Here is a 17770-nt window from a genome sequence, read left to right as displayed (position 1 = left end):
TGTTAGTCAAACGTTTTGATGCGGTCGAGAGGACTCGAACCTCCACGGGGTTTCCCCCACTACCCCCTCAAGATAGCGTGTCTGCCATTCCACCACGACCGCAAATTTTTGAAACGAACATTTTTTATTATATCGTCCGGGTTACAAAATGTAAAGTGGTATTATTTACCTTGGGACTTCAGCTTTTTATACCGTGTAAACTCGATATACTCGCGAATGAATCTTTTTTCCGATTCGTTCAAAGTTTGAATAAAGATTTCCCAGTCCTGATCCTCGCGCTCTCGAACCACATACTCCGCCTTACGCTGTCCAGTACAAATGAGCTCCTTTTCCCGACCGGTCATCAGCCAGTCCAAGCTTACATCAAAAAAAGCCGCGATTTCGATCAGCTTATTCGTACTAGGCGTTGATTTCCCCCGTTTCCAGTCACCCAAATTTCCTGTACTTATATTAAGCTCCAAACAAAATGCTTTTTTGGTCATTCCTTGATTTTGAATCAGCAATTCAATACGTTCGTATATGGACAACTTCTCTCCAACCTTCCTTTAAGCAAAATATGACGTAAATAAGTATTTTTGTGTTGTTTAAATACGTAAGTACGTATATAATAGAATGAAATTATTCTTATCTGGATAATTCATATTTGAGCGCCTAGGTGGATTAAAAATATAGGAAAATTATGACACCCTATATTTTATCATAGCCTCTCGCCCCCATTTTAAATGCAGGAGCGTGTCACGTGAAAGAGATATCTTTGTGGAAAGAAGCTTTCGATTCCCTTCAATCCAGTGTAGCGATTATTGTTCCGGATGGGACAATTGCCGCCGTGAACCACAGTTGGGCTACCAAAACGTTCGAATACGGGCATAATCCGCTATGGGATGAACCTGGAGCCAACTTCATTGAATATTTGGATTCCTTAGCAGCAAACGGAAGTAACAATGCCCAGCAATTTCTTGAGCAATTTGGCTCCATGCTGTTAGGAAATAATGATTCTTATGCAACAGAATTTCATATACACTCCCCCCAGGGAGTACGATGGTTTTTGGCGGAGATAACCCCAATATTTCTGAATACAGGGACCGTTGGCGGTATCGTATTGGTGTATACCGATATCACTTGCTATAAAGAGAAGGAAGCGCATTTAGAGCATTCCTTGTCCCAAATCAGTCTAGCCGGTGAATTGCTTCCCATCTGCGCTGTCTGCAAAAGCATTAAAGATGAAAACAACAAATGGAATTCCCCCGAAGCTTATCTCAAGAAGCAAACCCGAGCAGAGTTTACACATGACATTTGCCCCAAGTGTATCCGCGTCCTATATCCTAAATACTCAGCTATTCTAGACCATTCTGAAGGTTGTGAGTAAGAGAAAAATCACGATGTTTTACCCGAAGCCTCCGCCGATCTCACGGTAGAATATTTTTGAAGGCGATATTTCAACTGCTGACCTATAGTTGCGCCTATCAGCCCACCAATAACTAAACCTGCTCCACCCAGATTAAACATACCTGCTAAAGTAGCCAGTATAGCTCCGCTGCATGCCGCAGCCATAGAAGGCAAAGTCCGGTCGCCTCCTAACAGCAGCGCCAAGAACAGAGCTGGCAGAGCGAATCCAAGAATCGTTGCCAGCTCGGATGTAACCAATCCGCCTAAGCCGGTTCCGGCGACTGTTCCAGCTACCCAAGATCCATACCCGGCAAACGCAAAAGTTAGATAATAGGCTGGTGCCAGCCCTCCCTCACGAGCCGCTTTGCTAGAGCTCACAGCAAATCCTTCATCCGTTAGTCCATAAGCGACCGCCCACTTCAAGGATTCTTTCCAATTTGCAACGTAAGGTCCCATTGTAGCCCCATAAAGTACGTGCCGCATGCTCACTAATAAAATCGTTGTAACGATCATCACTGGAGCGGAAGCTGCCGCAAACATCCCGAGCAGCATGAATTGAGCTCCACCCGAATAAATCCAAACCGAGCTAAAGATCGTGAGCAGCGGCGAAAGAGAACCTGCTGCAGCTAGAACCCCATAGGTCATGGACAACGGAAAATATGCAATCATAATAGGGAATGCGTCCCGGAGCGCCAGCCGCATTTCGTCCCTTCTACTCATTATCCTATCTCCTATCCAAGCAAGTAATATGCGGCTGCATAAAATATGATGCCAGCCGCTACGGTCAATAGCAGGCGCTGGGACCACCAGGCAATTAGCATTGTAGGTACAGCCGCGATAAGCATTTTATTATCGGAAAGAGGAATCCACTGGCCATCTTGCAGCAGAAGAAGTGGACCCAGCAAAGCTCCAAGAACAGCCGGAGATACGTAGGACAGCCATTCTTTTGTACGTTCCGACCATTTAATCCGGCTTCCTAATACTAGGGATCCGGCACGCAATAAATAGGTTCCCACACCAATAAGTATAATAATCCAAAGCTTCGTTGCCACTTCTCTCATTCCTTGTCCTAACGTATATTTGTTAAGTACATATGTGGAACTTATGTAACAGCTTGTTAAATTGTAACACAGGTCTGCCTTATTGACCTGAAATGCATTTCATAATTTATACTTAATTATGCAAACAAAACGCTATAACAACATAGAAAAAATGCAGTTAAATGCATTTGAGTAGGAGGATACGAGAATGAAACTAATTGCAGTCGATCTAGACGGAACATTACTGACATCGGAAAGTAAACCAAGCCCTGAAGGGCTTGAATCGATCCGAGGGGCCCTTGCCAAGCATCATTTTGTCACCCTATGTACAGGAAGAGCCAGCTTTGATGCGAAAGGCCTGCTTGGAAATATAGATATACCAATTATCGCTTTTAACGGTGCTGCGGTTTACGACGCACAGCAGCGTCTGCTTCGGGAAACTCCGATATCCGAAGACATTGCAGACGAAGCAATTCGCTATTTAGTGGAGCAAAATGTGTATTTTGAAATTTTTTGCCCGGATGCGATATATACCTCTTCAGACTATGAACAAAAACTGCTCGCCGAGATGGACGTTTTGGTTAGTGCCAATCCACAGGTGGATCGTGATCGGTTATGGAAAAGTGCACAGCTTCAATTTGTCCAATTCGGATTTCAGCAAATTGAAAACCCGATGGAGATTACGGAAAGCGGCATGACCGTCTATAAGCTACTGGTATATACGTTTGATGAAGCGAAGCTTGGACAAATCAGGGAGCACTTTAATAGGCGCCCCCATGTGCATACAACGGCCTCTGCCGATCATACGATTGAGATCATCTCCACGGAAACTGATAAAGGCAGCGCACTTCGTTTTCTTGCCAGCCATTTAGGGGTGGACATGAAAGAAACGGTAGTGATAGGGGATAGCTACAATGATGTTTCGATGTTTCAAATTGCCGGTACTAAGGTCGCGATGGGCAACGCTGTAGATGAAATAAAACAGCTCAGCTCACTCGTTACCCGCACCAACAACGAGCACGGTGTGGCTTATGCCATAAACACTCTGCTCGACCTGTAACGTTGCATTTATTTAGCTTGACCATTCGGTCCAAAAGCGTCTTAATAGAAAGACTTGATACAGAAAGAACCTTGCATTTAGCAAGGTTCTTCTAATTTAGGATGCGGTCGAGAGGACTCGAACCTCCACGGGATTTCTCCCACTACCCCCTCAAGATAGCGTGTCTGCCATTCCACCACGACCGCATATTCAGTTATCGATGGGATTACTATCCCGAACGATTTAAAAAAATGGTGACCCGTAGGGGACTCGAACCCCTGTTACCTCCGTGAAAGGGAGGTGTCTTAACCACTTGACCAACGGGCCATAATCAACTCCGCTCTGAAGCGGCGACAAGATTGAGTATAACAAAAACCTATGGGCAAAGCAACAGTTTTTTATTCTATTTTTACTATTAATTTTTGGCAAAAAAATAAACCCTGTTTACGGGTTCAGGCTTTTCTGATCTATCGCTGCTCCGACGAACCATCCATCAAGGATTCTCATTACTTGCTAAGAAGTATATTCAATACGGAGAGAGAGGGATTCGAACCCTCGCACCGCTTACGCAGTCTAACCCCTTAGCAGAGGGTCCCCTTATAGCCACTTGGGTATCTCTCCAAGAAAATGGCTCCCCGAACAGGACTCGAACCTGTGACAACTCGATTAACAGTCGAGTGCTCTACCAACTGAGCTATCAGGGAACGTTTACAACTTATTAAGAACATAAATTAATTTATCACGATTACGCGTGAAAGTCAATATAACTGGCAGGTGTTTGCGCTTCCTTCTTTCTCCAGCCCTGAAGCATCCACTAAGCACAAGCGGCCAAAAAAAGCATTGCATCTTCCAAAAATATCTGTAAAATAAACTTAACGTTAAAATTATTTTAACGTATAATAAATTTTGAAGGTGATTGCTATGAGTGAAATGGAACCGATAATGGCCAAAAGAAAAGGATTCGCTGGTCTCAGAGAACTGTCCGTCAGCAAGCCGTTCATGTACCTTTTGCTAGCCAGAATGGTTTCCCGGTTTGGGGACTCCATCGACTCCATCGCGTACAGCTGGATGGTATATATGCTGACCGGCTCTAAAATTTTAATGGGTACACTGTTCGCTTTAAATTATGTACCTAGCATTCTGTTCGGTTTTTTTGCAGGCACGCTGGTGGATCGCTGGCCTAAACGGAATGTTATTATTCTGACTTATGCAGGTCGAGGGATTATCGTTATCGCCACAGCTCTTTTATTCTGGAAAGGCCTCTTGGCTCCATGGCACTTGTACATTTTCACCCTGCTCATTTCCACGTTTGAATGCTTTGCAACTCCGGCCGAGATGGCGCTGGTTCCGTGGCTTTTGCCTAAAGAAAAGCTTTTAAGCGGCAATTCTATCAGCTCCTCTGCCTCTAGAATCGCCGAACTTTCCGGAATGGCCGTTGCCGGTGGAATCATCGCTTTATGGGGAATATCCACTGCGATCCTGATTGATGGGCTCACCTTTATCGTAGCTGCCGGCCTCATTGTTCTCATTCGTGGTGTGACAGAATCCCACATCGCTTCGAGAAAAACCTCCTCCTCTTTTTTACAAGAACTCAAGGAAGGCCTAAAGTACCTACGCTCCAACACCATTATTATGACAATCATGATATCTGCAGCATACGTGAACCTTTGCCTTACGCCATTTAACGTTTTGAACGCCGTTTATGTAAATGAAATTTTAAAATCCGGTCCTAGCAGTCTTAGTCTTCTGGGAATATGTTTAATCAGTGGAATGATTGTGAGCGGCTTATGGATCAGCAAAAAAGGAAGTGCCTACAAAAAAAGTCGGCTGATCATAACCGGTTACCTGCTATTAGGTATCAATTACGCTTTGCTGTATGTTCCTGCTATATTGCCGATTCATCCCGTTTACGTAGCTGCGCTGTTCACCTTCGGTATGGGGTTAGCTATTTCTTTGACCAATACCCCCGCCTCCACGTTTTTCATGGAAGCTGTTCCGAAAGAGCTCCTTGGAAGAGTCGGCGCGCTACTCAATATGGTGTGCACCTGTGCGATTCCGATCGGTAGCGCCTTGGCTGGCGTGATGGGCGAATGGATGCAGGTCCATGTGCTCTATTTAACGTTTGGCATTCTCATGATCCTGCCTATCTTTTATTTGCTGAAACAACGTGACTTTAGGGAAATATGAGAAAATGATAGGCGGCTTTCCGCATTCCAAGAGATGAGCTATACTTACTAAATGGAAACGTTATAATGCCCCATCAAATTTGCTCATTGGAGTGCAGGTAAATGAAGATAGAATTAAAAACATTAGAGGAAATCCGGATTTACTCGGACCCCTACCGCTTACAAATCCTTGAGGAGTTTTATAAATTTGATCGTCCGGCGACGATGAAGGAAGTTGCAGATGCAATGCATGAGGTGCCTGCGAAGGTGTATTACCATGCAAAGAAATTGGAGAAGATCGGACTTCTCAAGCTGGTGGACACCAAGCTCGTAAACGGGATTACCGCCAAATATTACGAGCCTTTTAAAGGCCATATTCATATTACAAAAAAAGAGCTTGATGAACCGGTAAAGCAGGTCTTTCAATCCCACACCGAGAAGCTGCTGAACACGTTTTATGAAGAAAATAAAAAAAGATTTATGAAGGCAGCCCAGGCGGATACCCCATCAACCCAACTGACAAACACCAATGTCTTTTTAAGCAAAAAACAGGCTGACGAACTGTTTCAGTGGATTTATGACTTTTGCGAACAGCATCGGGATGCGAATAAGTCTCCAGATTCAGAAAGTTACGAAGTTTTTTTTACCATCTCCAAAAGCGATGATTCCTCCAAAAAAAAATAAGAACCATCGTCTCCATATTCGGAACCGTGGTTCTTATATTTTTTGCTGTTCAGTTGCTCAGCCTTCGTTTTGGTCGTTCGTGATCTCAGGTCCGCAAAGGCGAATGGGCTGCGGCTTAATTCCGGGCTGCGTTTGCCTTCTCGGATCAACTTCAATCGCATTTTTTTAGCTTTGGATTGGGCCATGCTATTATCACTCCTTATGGGTTTCATGATCTAAGTATAGCACATTACAGCCTGCTTTAGCCGTCCTTCGAGCCTAAAGTTATCAATTTCAGGCGGCTCGCGCATTTCCCGCACCGATACCGACTTGGATCCATTCGGCGCTTACGAAGATATTCCATTCCGCAGTTCGTACAGACCAGCTTATAACGGTAAGGCAGTGTTTTCCGCTCTTGACGCTCCGGCAATGTGAGGCAGTACCTGCTTCCGCCCACTTTGTTCAGCAAGCTTTTAAAATCTTGGTCGCGATGCCGATAGCCCCGCCCCGACAAATGCAAGTGATAGTGACACAGTTCATGCTTGATGATCCGCTCCACTTCCTCTTCTCCGAACGTCTCAAGCTGGCTCGGATTGATTTCTATATCATGAGTTTTCATAAAATAACGGCCTCCGGTTGACCGTAAACGGCGATTATATCTAGCCTGGTGCCGGAAAGGGACTCCGAAGGAGCGAAGTGAAATTTTCTCGACCCAGGCTTGCAGCTGCTCATTATTCAACGGACTCCCCCTCTAGTGTTTATTGAAACCGTCTCACTTTCTACTGTTCAAATCTATGCGTTACACTTAAATTTTAACTTCCTCTTACATACTGCTGTCAAGCAGGATCTCAATGAAACAAGCAACCAAATCTTTTTGCAGTGTTTCCTCCCTTTTTTGGCTTTTTTTACACTTCTGCAACTAGACGAACCCCATACTGTTTCTTTAATTTGTCTACGGTATCTTTAATTTCCCCTCTATTTGTAAGGGGTTTCATGAGATATATTGAAAGGCAAATATATCCTGCCCGAGGGGGGAGGTGAGATACATAAGCTGGAAAAAAACACAGCCCGTCGGGTCACATTATTAAAGCAGCATCATTTTTCCAACAAAGGAGTTGACAAATGAAAATGCATTTGAACCTCAAAAAGAAAGCGTTTTCAAAAGCTGCCGCTGTATTATTAGTTTTTACGCTGGTTTCAACAGGCATCCCACTTCAAGTTCATGCCGGAGATACATGGCCCTTTAAAGGAGAAGCCTCGCACGGTGTAAATCAACCAAGCGTGCACGGTTACACAAGCGGCCATATTCTGGACTGGAGCCCGGAAACGGACCGTAACGCAGAGATGCTGCGATCCTTCGTTCCTTTGCAGAAAAGAATCGATCCGCTCACCGCTACACAGGCTAAACCCAACCTGAATCCGAACGTAAAAATGACGAACGTTAGTGGCGATTATGGTAATGCATTTATCGAAAATGCGGCTTACACGAACAAATTTGCCCAATACCACTTTGGATTCTGGCAGTATGTGGACTATTGGTCTCCTTGGCACGGAACGGCTACGGCCTATACACCGCCTGAATATTACGATGATACGGCGCAATCAGACTGGAAACAGAAATGGTTCGAATTCGGCATGATGAATATCCCGAACCCGACTTACACGGATGCCGCTCACAAGAACGGTGTATTATCCCTGGCCGGCATCTTTTTCTCCAACAATGACCGCGGACAGCAGACTTATAAACAGATGCTTGTTAAAGATGGGAACGGAGAGTTTCCTGTTGCCAAGAAAATGATTGAAATGGCTAAATACTTCGGCTACGACGGATATTTCATCAATCAGGAAGAATCAGGTCCCAACGTTCAAACGAGCGATATTCCGGATTATATTGAATTTATAAAAGCGCTGAAAAAAGGCGGGTTATACGTGCAATGGTATGACTCCCTGAGCACCTCCAAGGGCAGTACTGTATATGCAAGATACTTCAACGATAATAATAGCTCGTTTCTGTATGACAAGAACAAGGGAGAGGCGGTCTCCGACTCCTTTTTCTTTGATTACGGCATGGGTTCGTCCCAGATTACCAGCTCCAAAAATTATCTCGAACAGCTGAATGCAGCTTCCGGAACCCACTACTCCATTTATGATGTCGGCTTCGCGGGTCTTGAAGCAGGACGCGACAGATTCGATGGAAACGTCGGTCCCCTCAAAAGCAAGCTGGATGCCAATGGTGTGCCGCTTGTCAGCATAGCGACGCTTGGGGCCGATTTTGTTCATGCCGGCTATCATGATGATCAGCCTTGGCCGTCCAATGACCGGGCGAATAATGATTACCAATGGGAGACTATAAAAAGGGAGCAGCAATGGTGGACGGGCATGAGTATAAACCCTCAGTCGTCTGATACTTCCAGTTGGCCGGGTATTGCATCTGCCATCACTGAGCGCTCCGTTATTGGGAACACCAATTTCTATACCAATTTCAACACTGGACACGGCTTGTCTTATTACAAAGCTGGCGCGATATCTAACAACGACGAGTGGTCAAATATGAGCTTGCAGGATGTGCCGGTAACGTGGCAGTGGTGGCAAGATACAACGGGCAGCCGTTTAACAGTCGATCTTGATTACGGTCCGAAATACAAAAAGGACCCTTCCTTCTCGTATGAACAAATCGGCGGATATGACGGAGGGAGCTCGCTTGCTGTAAGCGGCAATCTCGATGCAGAGAATTTCCTGCGTTTGTACAAGACTGATCTGAGCGTGAATGTAGCCTCCAAACTATCAATTACATACAACAAACCTTCGGCTGCTGACGCCTCTTCGATGTCTATCGGACTGATCTTTAAAGACCAACCGGATACAGTTGTCAAAGTGCCCGTAACCGACGGCAGCAAGACTGCGGGCTGGACGACGAAAGAGCTGGATCTCAGCGCATACGCTGGCAAGGAAATCGCCGCTTTTGGCCTTGTTTTTGCTCCGAACGGCAGCGCGGTTACGAACTATCAAATGAATGTCGGGCAAATTCGGATTTATGACGGATCAGCCGTTGTTCCCGCCGCTCCGACAGGCCTTGCCTTGACCAACACGTTCACCGATACCAACGAAATGGTCATCAATTGGAACCTGAACACGGATTATTCACAAGTTAAAAATTATAATGTCTACGTCAATGATGTGTTCGTTGGCGGCAAATATGATAAATCTTTCTATATCAAAAAACTGCCGGCTCGATCAGGTTTAGTGAAGGTTGTCCCGGTAGGAGCGGATGGCCGTGAAGGTACGGCTGCATCAGTGCCTTTCAACCTGGACGCAGCCGTATCCAACATCAAAGCCGATTCCAAGGAAAACGGAGAACTCGCCGTATCTTGGACAAACCCTTCGGTGGAATCTGACCCGATAACTGTAAGCGTAAAATCGTTGAACTGGATTACAACGGGCACACCGGTATCCGCTACTCAAACTGTCCCGGCCGGATCGACATCTGCTGTGTTTACGGGCATGCCGGTCAACGGGGATGATTATATTGTCAGCATAGCCGTGGGCAGTCAAAGCCCGGTTGCAAAGAGCGGGAATTTTATCGACAAGACGATTGAACCTTATGCGGAGGCTTGGTCCTGGAACGGCAACACGCTGAACTTGCCGATGCCGAACACCAGAGACTGGCGTTATCTGTACGTCTATGAGAATGGGGTGCCAATGCAATTCGATACCACCTACTCATCTGGTAATAAACCATATATTGTGCGCGGCCGCTCTGTTAAGGCCTCCTTATCAATAACGCCTGCGTCCACTACAAGTATGATTACACTTGTCATGGAAGACTACGCCGGCAACAAGTCAACTCCATTAGTCGTGAGGGACTCCGAGCTCAATTCCAGCATGTTCCCGGATGCAGCACTGCTGAACGCCTTGAAAGAACAAGGGTACACTAAGATGAGCGATCTAGCGAAGATTACCGGGATGCTTGATTTGTCCAACAGAGATATCAAAGATTTGACGGGACTAAAGCTTATCACTGAAATTACAGGCGTAAATTTGTCCAACACGAAGCTTGAGAAAGTAAGCGAATCTGATTTCCCTTCCAAGGTTACAAGCATTGATCTCTCAAACAACGCAAACTTACAGATAATAACGAGCCAAGCCTTCAGCGGTATTACAGATCTGCAGGAATTAAATATTTCAGGAAGCAGCAAGCTTCAATTACTCGATGCATCCAATTCGAAAATAAAAAATCTGGTGTACGGAGACAAAACGGCATTCCCAGAACTGATCGTTCTGGATTTGTCAGGTACCCAGCTTGATATGGCAGAGGGACAGCCCGCAAGACTGTTCGCCGATCAGATCAAGCAACAGGTCAAGCCTGGCCAGGCGGTTACGATTACCAAATACGAAAATGCGGCCCGTACAAGCACGGTAAGCGGTGACTTGAGTGATTTGTCCTATCTCACAGATGGAGACGTATCTCAAAACTCGTACTCAATGGCCTATGATTTCCCATGCAATGTTATTCTGGATTTCGGCAAAGAGGTTGAGATGACAACCTTCAATATGTTTGCTTATGACGACACACCAACTGATTTCACTCTAAGCTATTCCCAGAACGGTACTGATTACACGACGATCGACAGCCCTTTTACCGGCAATACGCTGCAAGCCTTCAAGCACACTTTCACCTCGCCGATCATGGGAAGATACGTCAAATTTGAAGTAACAAAAGCCGAGAGCTCTATGGCTATACTGACCGAACTGGAACTATGGGCAAATGTGCCTTACCCGTATCCAAGCAGCGTCAAATATAACGGCTACAGCTACAATGGACTGTTCACAGTAACCTTCGATGCTGACGGCGGTTCGAACGCGCCTGCACCAATCACCAATGTAGCGCTCGGTTCCAAAATAGACGCGCCTGCAGACGTTGCCAAAGAAGGCTACGTGTTTGACGGATGGTATGCGGGCAACCACAAATGGGGTTTCGCTACAGATACGGTAACGGACAATTTAACGTTAAAAGCCCGTTGGGTTATTGACCCAACAAAAACAATGGTGTTCACTAAGAACCTTGAGTCCGCCAAAACGGTAAACGAAGGCAATCAAGTCGATCTTCAGGTTGCAGCGGATGGCGGCGTAGATTCCATGATTTGGGAAGTGAAGGCTCCTGCAGAGGATACTTGGAACCGTACTACGGTAACCTCATCGGTTTACAGCTTTACAGCCAAGACAGAGGATAACGGCAAGAAATTCCGCGTCGTACTGACCGGTAAAGCGGGGATTCAGCCTTCCACCCTTACGAGCAACGAACTGACCTTGGCGGTAGCTCCGGCCGGCATTGTGGTTGATCAGCCGGTCATCGGACGTTTCGATGTGACGAAAAACCCGGCAAATATCGGCGATAACGTAAACTTTACGGTTGAAGCGACGGGCTCGGGAGCACTGAGCTATGAATGGTACAAAGACGGAAGCCCGCTCGGGAATGCGACCGGCGCAAGCCTAAATCTGCAAAATGTAGCAGCAGCCGACGCAGGACGTTACAAAGTTACCGTAACCAATACGGTTACTGCAAACGGCCAGGCATTCACCGCGTCTACAACAAGCAATGAAATCGTGTTTGCCGTTGAACAAGGAAGTGCTGCGGAATGGAGCAAATTGCAGACGCTTCTGGCGGACATCGACGCCCTCGTGGGCAACGCCAAATATACGGCAAATTCGATTGCGGCCTTGAAAGCCAGCGTCGCTTACACCGAAGCCAAGAAGCTGACGCCTGATGCCGACGCTAGTCTGCTAACCCAGGCTTATGACAATCTGGTGAAAGCCAAAAATGATATCCTTGTCACGTATGTTCCGGTGACCCCACCGACGGATACCGGCTCGAACTCAGGATCAACATCAGGTTCAGCACCGATTGTGACCCCAACGAACCAGAAACCAGTCGACCCTAGCAAAGCGGTGGTTTCCACAGGGGATCTGACCAAGCCTGCAGAGAACAATGATGTCGTCATTAAAGTCGATCCAGCGGTGAAAAACATTGAACTGCCGATGAATGCTGGCGAACTGCTTGGAGAAAAGACACTGCAAATTCAAACAGGTAAAATAACGATTGATATCGCACCAGATGCTCTGAAGCAATGGAAGGATTCCGCAGACAAAGAGCAGCTCGCTGGCAGCAAGCTGCAAGTTACGGTAAATCCGAGAACAGTGAACGAAGCGGCAATAAAATCAAACGCAAACGTAGATCTCAAAGGCAATGCGGTTGCGCTTGATCTCAGCATCGTTACCGGCGATGGCAAGTCTCATCCGCTTTCCGAAGCGGCAAAACCGATGAAGGTGAAAATGCCTATTGATGCGTCTTTGAACTCCGGATTGCTCGGCATGTACAAAGTAGAGGCTGACGGGACCTTAACCTATTTGGGAGGAGTCCTTGCCGGAGATTATATGGAGGCTGAGGTTCAGCAGGGCGGAACCTATGCGCTGCTTGAATACACCGCGAAATTCACCGACGTTCTGCCAAGTCATTGGGCATCAAATGCGATTCAACAACTGGCAGCCAAGCATCTGACCCAGGGCGTTTCCGCGAATGAATATCAGCCAGACCGAATGATCACCAGAGCGGAATTCGTAGAGCTTGTATCGAGCACATTGAAACTGAAGGAAAAAGGCGAGCTCTCCTTTACGGACGTGGCAGCCGATGCTTGGTATCAAGATGGCCTGGCCAAAATGGTTAAAGCGGGACTGATCACCGGCCGGACAACGGAACATTTTGAACCGAATGACATGATCACCCGTCAGGAGCTCGTGCTGATCCTGATGCGCGCCCATAAGATGGAGAAAGGAACACTGCCTTCCCAAGCCGACATTTCCTTCAGCGATGAATCGAATATAGCTTCGTGGGCATTGGAAAGTGTGAAAGAAGCGGCGGCATTAGGTCTGGTTCAAGGCCGGTCCGGGGGAGAGTTTGCCCCTAACGACACGGCTACAAGAGCCGAAACCGCACAATTTGTACTGAATTATTTGAAGTAAACCCAGCAGAAGAAGCGTTTCGCCCACAGACTATTGGAGCGAAACGCTTCTTTACATATTACTTGAATTTTAACTTCGGCTTAAGCTACACTGTCAAGTAGGATAGATAAAAAAGGAGAACTTTTGCGATGCCTACGATGAAATATGTCATTTTACAGCATGATCAGGAACTAAAATTTGTTGAAATGCCTGGCGACTACGCCTACCAGCTTAGCGCTTTGAACTTACGTCTTAATAAGGAAATTAGCAAATTGACGGCGGATGGCGTACCACCTTTGCCCAAAGCGATTGCCGAATGCGAAGCGTTAGACCTGCTGCAGGAATCACTGCAAACAATCAGCGGTCTGGACTATATTAATGAATTGGAATCCGCCTTCTCCTCAATCCAAGAGGAAAATTACCCCCTAGTCGCTCTGCTAACAGAAATTCGAGCCCTTCAGGCTCAGCTTGAGCAATGGTACGAAGAAGAGGCATAAACCCGAAGAAGGAGGAGCGGAGTGTAGGTAAAGCCTACATGAGCACCGGACTTCGAGGGTAATTGCAAGATTCGACGTCGAATCATCTTCCTCGCATCAGCTTCGTGATCAAAAGCCGAAATTTTAGCTTCCTTCAATAGAGGCTAAAAATTCGGCTTTTCAGCACCAAGAAGGTTGCATGCACCCGAAGAAGGAGGAGCGGAGTGTAGGTAAAGCCTACATGAGCACCGGACTTCGAGGGTAAATGCAAGATTCGACGCCGAATCATCTTCCTCGCATCAGCTTCGTGATCAAAAGCCGAAATTTTAGCTTCCTTTTCCGGTGGACCTGCACGCGTTGGGGGATTCCCCCATACTCTAACATACCATTGTGATTGCCGGAGGAGGAGATTACATTTGCCTAGTTGGCTCAGCAATCAAATCATGCGTGCCTTTATCAAGAGAGATCGCCGTCAAATCCGACTTCTCAACGATTGTTGGTTTTTTTACTACAGCCGCAGGAATAGCCATAGCGATACAAGCAGTTTGCAGTAACAACTTGTTCATAGCCCGCGAAAGCGGGCTTTTTTAAGGTTAAAGAATTTAAAAACTTTAAGCGAAGCTGAATGATTCTATAATCGCAAGAAAAACTACCGCTAATCGCGGTCCGGCTCTTTAGAAAGTACATCGATAGACGCTGATGGTTTGCTGTTTCCATAAACTAACTAACTGCATTTAGTACAGTTAATCAGCGCCTTCTTGGAAATATTGAGCATTTAAATGTAAAAAGTACAGCTAAAAGAAACAAAAATGCCCTCCTAGTACAAATCAATCCAATTTAGATGTACATTTTGCAGCTAAAATCCAAAAAACTACACTTTCCTCAGAAATAGCTGTACTAAATACATCTAGTTGTGGATGGCGAGAGAGGCAAGAACCTAGATTGAGGTGACCAAACGCAAAAAAACTACCGCTAAACGCGGTCTGGTTTCCTTGGATATACGTCGATAGGCGTTTTTCTTATTAGCACAAGGAGCCGGAATGCTTTGTGTACCAAGCAAGCACTCCGACTCCTGCTATTGGCATCCGTCAATTTTCGGATAAGGCCGATTATTTAGCTTCTACCCCGGCTGGCTTGCGCATGGTCAGCCCCACGCGGCCTTTCTTCACGTCTATGTTCAGTACCCACACCGTGACATTATCTCCAACAGATACGACATCCATCGGATGTTTGACGTAGCCGTTACTAAGCTGTGAAATGTGGACAAGGCCGTCGTTCTTGATGCCGATATCAACGAACGCCCCAAAGTCGATAACATTGCGTACGGTACCCTGCAGTTCCATCCCCGGGGTTAAGTCTTCAATTTTCAGTACATCGGTACGGAAAATCGGCAGCGGCAGCTCCTCGCGAGGGTCCCGGCCCGGTCGCATCAGGCTGTCCAAAATGTCGCGAAGCGTCGGCACTCCAACATCCAGACGAGAGGCCAACTGCTCGGGGTCAAGGGCCGCCAGCTTATCATTCAGCTCCTTGGAGCCAAGCTGGTCCAGGCTAAAGCCCAATTCCTGAAACAGCCGATTGACAACGTCGTACGACTCCGGGTGAATCGGCGTTTTATCGAGTGGGTGATCCCCACCGTCGATCCGCATAAAGCCGACACACTGCTCGAACGTTTTGGCACCAAGCCGCGGTACCTTTTGCAACTGCTTCCGACTTTTGAAGCGACCGTTCTCTTCACGAAATTTAACGATGTTTTTCGCTGTCGTGGCGTTAACGCCCGATACGTAAGATAGTAATGCAGGCGAGGCCGTATTGACATCTACACCTACATGGTTAACCGCGGATTCGACGACATTTTTCAAGCTTTCGTCCAAATGCTTCTGCGAGACGTCATGCTGATACTGACCGACACCGATCGCCTTCGGCTCGATCTTAACAAGCTCGGCCAGCGGGTCCTGCAGCCGCCGCGCAATGGACGCGGCACTCCGCTCGGCAACGTCCAGATCCGGGAACTCCTCCTGTGCCAGCTTGGAAGCCGAGTAGACGCTGGCCCCCGCCTCGTTCACGATCAAATAGGCGAGCTCCCGGTTTTGGTGCTCAGCGATCACCTCGGCCACGAACTGCTCCGTCTCCCGTGATGCGGTGCCGTTGCCGATGACGATCAGCTCCACTTCGTACTTGTCGATCAGCTCGTGAAACTTGGCCGCCGCTTCCCGCTTCTTGTTGTTCGGCGGCGTTGGATAGGTCACGGCGACCTCCAGCAGCTTGCCGGTGTCGTCTACAACGGCAAGCTTGCAGCCGGTGCGGTACGCCGGGTCCACGCCAAGCACGTTTTTGCCGCGAACCGGCGGCTGCAGCAGCAGGCTCCGCAAATTGCCCGCAAAGATGGAAATGGCTTGGCTCTCCGCCTTCTCTGTCAATTCCGCGCGCACTTCACGTTCAATCGAAGGAGCTATCAGCCGCTTGTAGGCATCGTCAATGACTGCCTGCAGCACGTTTTCTGTGGCGGAGCGGCCCTTGATAACCTTGCCTGCAATATGACGGCAAATCGGCTCCGCCTCAACTTCAAGCGTTACCTTCAGGACGTTCTCCCGCTCACCGCGATTCATCGCCAGGATGCGGTGGGACGGCATTTTTTTGGCCGCCTCCCGATAGTTATAATACATCTCATATACGGATTCCTCTTCGGGCGTCTTCGCTTCCGACACCATCATTCCGTGATCCATCGTATAGGTGCGGACCCAGGCACGCGTATTGGCATCGTCGGCGATTGTTTCAGCTACGATATCCATTGCCCCCTGCAGCGCTTCCTCGGCCGTAGCCACCGGCTGCTCCGCGTCCGGCTTGACATACTTCGCTGCTTCAGCCATTGGGTCACCCTGTTTAGGCTGGGATAGCAGCCACTCGGCCAGAGGCTCCAGTCCCTTTTCCTTGGCAACACTGGCCCGGGTTTTTCGCTTTTGCCGGTACGGACGATACAAATCCTCCACTTCCTGCAGCTTGACCGCTTGAGAAATCGCCGTCTTAAGCTCGTCCGTCATTTTCCCTTGCTCCTCGATGATTCGGACCACTTCCCGTTTCCGTTCCTCCAGGTTGCGCAGGTACTGCGTACGCTCCTCAATATCACGCAGCTGATTCTCGTCCAGCTCTCCGGTCATTTCCTTCCGGTAACGGGCGATAAACGGTATCGTGTTTCCCTCATCAAGCAGCCCTATCGTTGTCCGTACCTGTTTTAAGGATAAACTGAGCTCTTTAGCAATTTGTTTTATAATACGTTCCTGTTCCCCAGGATCTACAGCGTTTTGGTCTTTGGCTTCGTTCGTATCGGTTTGCGACAATGGAATCCCTCCAAACATGCTATTGTTTCTATTATCACAAACTTCGCCTTCCTTTTCCAGCAGCAGGTCGTAAAGCCTCTGAAATAGCTAAAAACACCGCTCCATACCGGCAACGGTGTCCCTAGACTTGATCATATGGCCAAACCATCATTAGAAATTGGTATAAACATTATTAGATGCAGAGTATGCAAGCAAAGCGATAATAACAAACAGTATGATCAATCCATACAGCACGGTTCCAACAATGCCACAAACCAGCCCCGCAATGCTCATTCCTTTCCCTTGATCGTTCGATTTCTTGAGCTCCTTGAAGGAAATGGTTGAGAATACGATGGCTACAATCCCCAGAATAAAGCCAATGTACGGCAGCATAATCGATAAAATCCCGAGCACCAGCGAAGCAATCGATTTACCATTTGTCTTAGGCGGCAGTTGCGGCTGGTTCGGCGGATAGTTGTTGAATGTCGAATATTGGTATGGTGTTTCAGAAGGTAGTTGATCCATGAAAAAAGGTCCTCCCCAGTAATAGATACTTCATTAGTTAAAATAATTGTACTTTATTTAGCGTCGTGGTGCCATCACAATTTTACCCTAAAATTAACATTGGAACTTTTTTCTGAAAAAAATGTGACGTATGTCATGTGTCCCCGTCCTCATCCTCATTAAATCA

Annotated in this window: 14 protein-coding genes and 5 tRNA genes; 7 read left to right on the top strand and 12 right to left on the bottom strand. The window is 47.2% G+C overall.

Annotated features, from left to right (window positions below; genetic code table 11):
* Positions 1–19: 19 nt before the first annotated feature.
* A tRNA-Leu gene (locus ACFQ3W_RS02610) sits at positions 20–102 on the bottom strand.
* Between the two features lie 59 nt (positions 103–161).
* Complete coding sequence (locus ACFQ3W_RS02605) at positions 162–482, bottom strand: helix-turn-helix domain-containing protein (protein ID WP_379316398.1); 321 nt, start codon at positions 480–482, stop codon at positions 162–164.
* 257 nt (positions 483–739) lie between these two features.
* Here ACFQ3W_RS02605 and ACFQ3W_RS02600 point away from each other — a divergent pair, with 257 nt between their 5' ends.
* Complete coding sequence (locus ACFQ3W_RS02600; RefSeq protein ID WP_379316279.1) at positions 740–1366, top strand: PAS domain-containing protein; 627 nt, start codon at positions 740–742, stop codon at positions 1364–1366.
* A gap of 8 nt (positions 1367–1374) precedes the next feature.
* On the opposite strand, the gene ACFQ3W_RS02595 is transcribed toward ACFQ3W_RS02600, so the two are convergent.
* Together ACFQ3W_RS02595 and ACFQ3W_RS02590 are read right to left on the bottom strand one after the other, a co-directional pair.
* On the bottom strand, positions 1375–2106 hold the full coding sequence (locus tag ACFQ3W_RS02595; protein ID WP_379316277.1) for an AzlC family ABC transporter permease: 732 nt from the start codon (positions 2104–2106) through the stop codon (positions 1375–1377).
* 11 nt (positions 2107–2117) lie between these two features.
* Positions 2118–2447 (bottom strand): AzlD domain-containing protein, encoded by a 330-nt coding sequence (locus ACFQ3W_RS02590; RefSeq protein ID WP_379316275.1) that lies wholly within the window; start codon positions 2445–2447, stop codon positions 2118–2120.
* Between the two features lie 187 nt (positions 2448–2634).
* On the opposite strand from ACFQ3W_RS02590, the gene ACFQ3W_RS02585 reads away from it, so the two are divergent.
* A complete protein-coding gene (locus ACFQ3W_RS02585) occupies positions 2635–3486 on the top strand; it encodes a Cof-type HAD-IIB family hydrolase (RefSeq protein WP_379316273.1) in 852 nt (283 codons plus the stop codon).
* 102 nt (positions 3487–3588) lie between these two features.
* Here ACFQ3W_RS02585 and ACFQ3W_RS02580 read toward each other — a convergent pair.
* The 4 genes from ACFQ3W_RS02580 to ACFQ3W_RS02565 form a co-directional block, all read right to left on the bottom strand.
* Positions 3589–3671, bottom strand: a tRNA-Leu gene (locus tag ACFQ3W_RS02580).
* A 46-nt stretch (positions 3672–3717) separates the two neighbouring features.
* Positions 3718–3792, bottom strand: a tRNA-Glu gene (locus ACFQ3W_RS02575).
* Between the two features lie 205 nt (positions 3793–3997).
* Positions 3998–4086, bottom strand: a tRNA-Ser gene (locus tag ACFQ3W_RS02570).
* Between the two features lie 7 nt (positions 4087–4093).
* Positions 4094–4169: transfer RNA gene (locus tag ACFQ3W_RS02565), tRNA-Asn, on the bottom strand.
* Between the two features lie 217 nt (positions 4170–4386).
* On the opposite strand from ACFQ3W_RS02565, the gene ACFQ3W_RS02560 reads away from it, so the two are divergent.
* Positions 4387–5652, top strand: a complete 1266-nt coding sequence (locus ACFQ3W_RS02560) for an MFS transporter (RefSeq protein ID WP_379316271.1) — start codon at positions 4387–4389, stop codon at positions 5650–5652.
* Positions 5653–5753: 101 nt separating this feature from the next.
* Positions 5754–6314: an ArsR/SmtB family transcription factor gene (locus tag ACFQ3W_RS02555; protein ID WP_379316269.1), complete on the top strand. Its 561-nt coding sequence runs from the start codon at positions 5754–5756 to the stop codon at positions 6312–6314.
* Here the strand turns inward: ACFQ3W_RS02555 and ACFQ3W_RS02550 are convergent.
* Both ACFQ3W_RS02550 and ACFQ3W_RS02545 read right to left on the bottom strand, forming a co-directional pair.
* Entirely contained in the window at positions 6260–6499 is a 240-nt protein-coding gene (locus ACFQ3W_RS02550) for a hypothetical protein (protein WP_379316267.1), read from the bottom strand. The genes ACFQ3W_RS02555 and ACFQ3W_RS02550 overlap by 55 nt on opposite strands.
* 56 nt (positions 6500–6555) lie before the next feature.
* Positions 6556–7032: a SprT family protein gene (locus tag ACFQ3W_RS02545; RefSeq protein ID WP_379316265.1), complete on the bottom strand. Its 477-nt coding sequence runs from the start codon at positions 7030–7032 to the stop codon at positions 6556–6558.
* 383 nt (positions 7033–7415) lie between these two features.
* On the opposite strand from ACFQ3W_RS02545, the gene ACFQ3W_RS02540 reads away from it, so the two are divergent.
* From ACFQ3W_RS02540 to cmpA, 3 genes are all read left to right on the top strand, one after another.
* Entirely contained in the window at positions 7416–13310 is a 5895-nt protein-coding gene (locus ACFQ3W_RS02540; protein WP_379316263.1) for an endo-beta-N-acetylglucosaminidase, read from the top strand.
* Between the two features lie 128 nt (positions 13311–13438).
* Complete coding sequence (locus tag ACFQ3W_RS02535) at positions 13439–13786, top strand: hydrolase/acyltransferase (protein WP_379316261.1); 348 nt, start codon at positions 13439–13441, stop codon at positions 13784–13786.
* 395 nt (positions 13787–14181) lie between these two features.
* Complete coding sequence (gene cmpA / locus ACFQ3W_RS02530; protein ID WP_379316259.1) at positions 14182–14319, top strand: cortex morphogenetic protein CmpA; 138 nt, start codon at positions 14182–14184, stop codon at positions 14317–14319.
* A gap of 555 nt (positions 14320–14874) precedes the next feature.
* Here the strand turns inward: cmpA and ACFQ3W_RS02525 are convergent.
* Together ACFQ3W_RS02525 and ACFQ3W_RS02520 are read right to left on the bottom strand one after the other, a co-directional pair.
* Positions 14875–17118 (bottom strand): Tex family protein, encoded by a 2244-nt coding sequence (locus ACFQ3W_RS02525; RefSeq protein ID WP_379316257.1) that lies wholly within the window; start codon positions 17116–17118, stop codon positions 14875–14877.
* A gap of 132 nt (positions 17119–17250) precedes the next feature.
* Complete coding sequence (locus tag ACFQ3W_RS02520; protein WP_379316255.1) at positions 17251–17604, bottom strand: DUF4190 domain-containing protein; 354 nt, start codon at positions 17602–17604, stop codon at positions 17251–17253.
* Positions 17605–17770: the final 166 nt, after the last annotated feature.

Origin of the sequence: Paenibacillus puldeungensis (assembly GCF_042678945.1) — a bacterium.
In the GTDB taxonomy this organism is placed as follows: Bacteria; Bacillota; Bacilli; order Paenibacillales; family Paenibacillaceae; genus Fontibacillus; species Fontibacillus puldeungensis.
This window is presented reverse-complemented; position numbering and strand designations above follow the sequence as displayed.

Excerpts from the sequence above, each read along its gene's own strand:
- ACFQ3W_RS02605 (WP_379316398.1), bottom strand. The coding sequence starts at position 482 with ATGACCAAAAAAGCATTTTGTTTGGAGCTTAATATAAGTACAGGAAAT.
- ACFQ3W_RS02595 (WP_379316277.1), bottom strand. The coding sequence starts at position 2,106 with ATGAGTAGAAGGGACGAAATGCGGCTGGCGCTCCGGGACGCATTCCCT.
- ACFQ3W_RS02590 (WP_379316275.1), bottom strand. The coding sequence starts at position 2,447 with ATGAGAGAAGTGGCAACGAAGCTTTGGATTATTATACTTATTGGTGTG.
- ACFQ3W_RS02585 (WP_379316273.1), top strand. The coding sequence starts at position 2,635 with ATGAAACTAATTGCAGTCGATCTAGACGGAACATTACTGACATCGGAA.
- ACFQ3W_RS02560 (WP_379316271.1), top strand. The coding sequence starts at position 4,387 with ATGAGTGAAATGGAACCGATAATGGCCAAAAGAAAAGGATTCGCTGGT.
- ACFQ3W_RS02555 (WP_379316269.1), top strand. The coding sequence starts at position 5,754 with ATGAAGATAGAATTAAAAACATTAGAGGAAATCCGGATTTACTCGGAC.
- ACFQ3W_RS02550 (WP_379316267.1), bottom strand. The coding sequence starts at position 6,499 with ATGGCCCAATCCAAAGCTAAAAAAATGCGATTGAAGTTGATCCGAGAA.
- ACFQ3W_RS02540 (WP_379316263.1), top strand. The coding sequence starts at position 7,416 with ATGAAAATGCATTTGAACCTCAAAAAGAAAGCGTTTTCAAAAGCTGCC.
- ACFQ3W_RS02535 (WP_379316261.1), top strand. The coding sequence starts at position 13,439 with ATGCCTACGATGAAATATGTCATTTTACAGCATGATCAGGAACTAAAA.
- ACFQ3W_RS02525 (WP_379316257.1), bottom strand. The coding sequence starts at position 17,118 with ATGTTTGGAGGGATTCCATTGTCGCAAACCGATACGAACGAAGCCAAA.
- ACFQ3W_RS02520 (WP_379316255.1), bottom strand. The coding sequence starts at position 17,604 with ATGGATCAACTACCTTCTGAAACACCATACCAATATTCGACATTCAAC.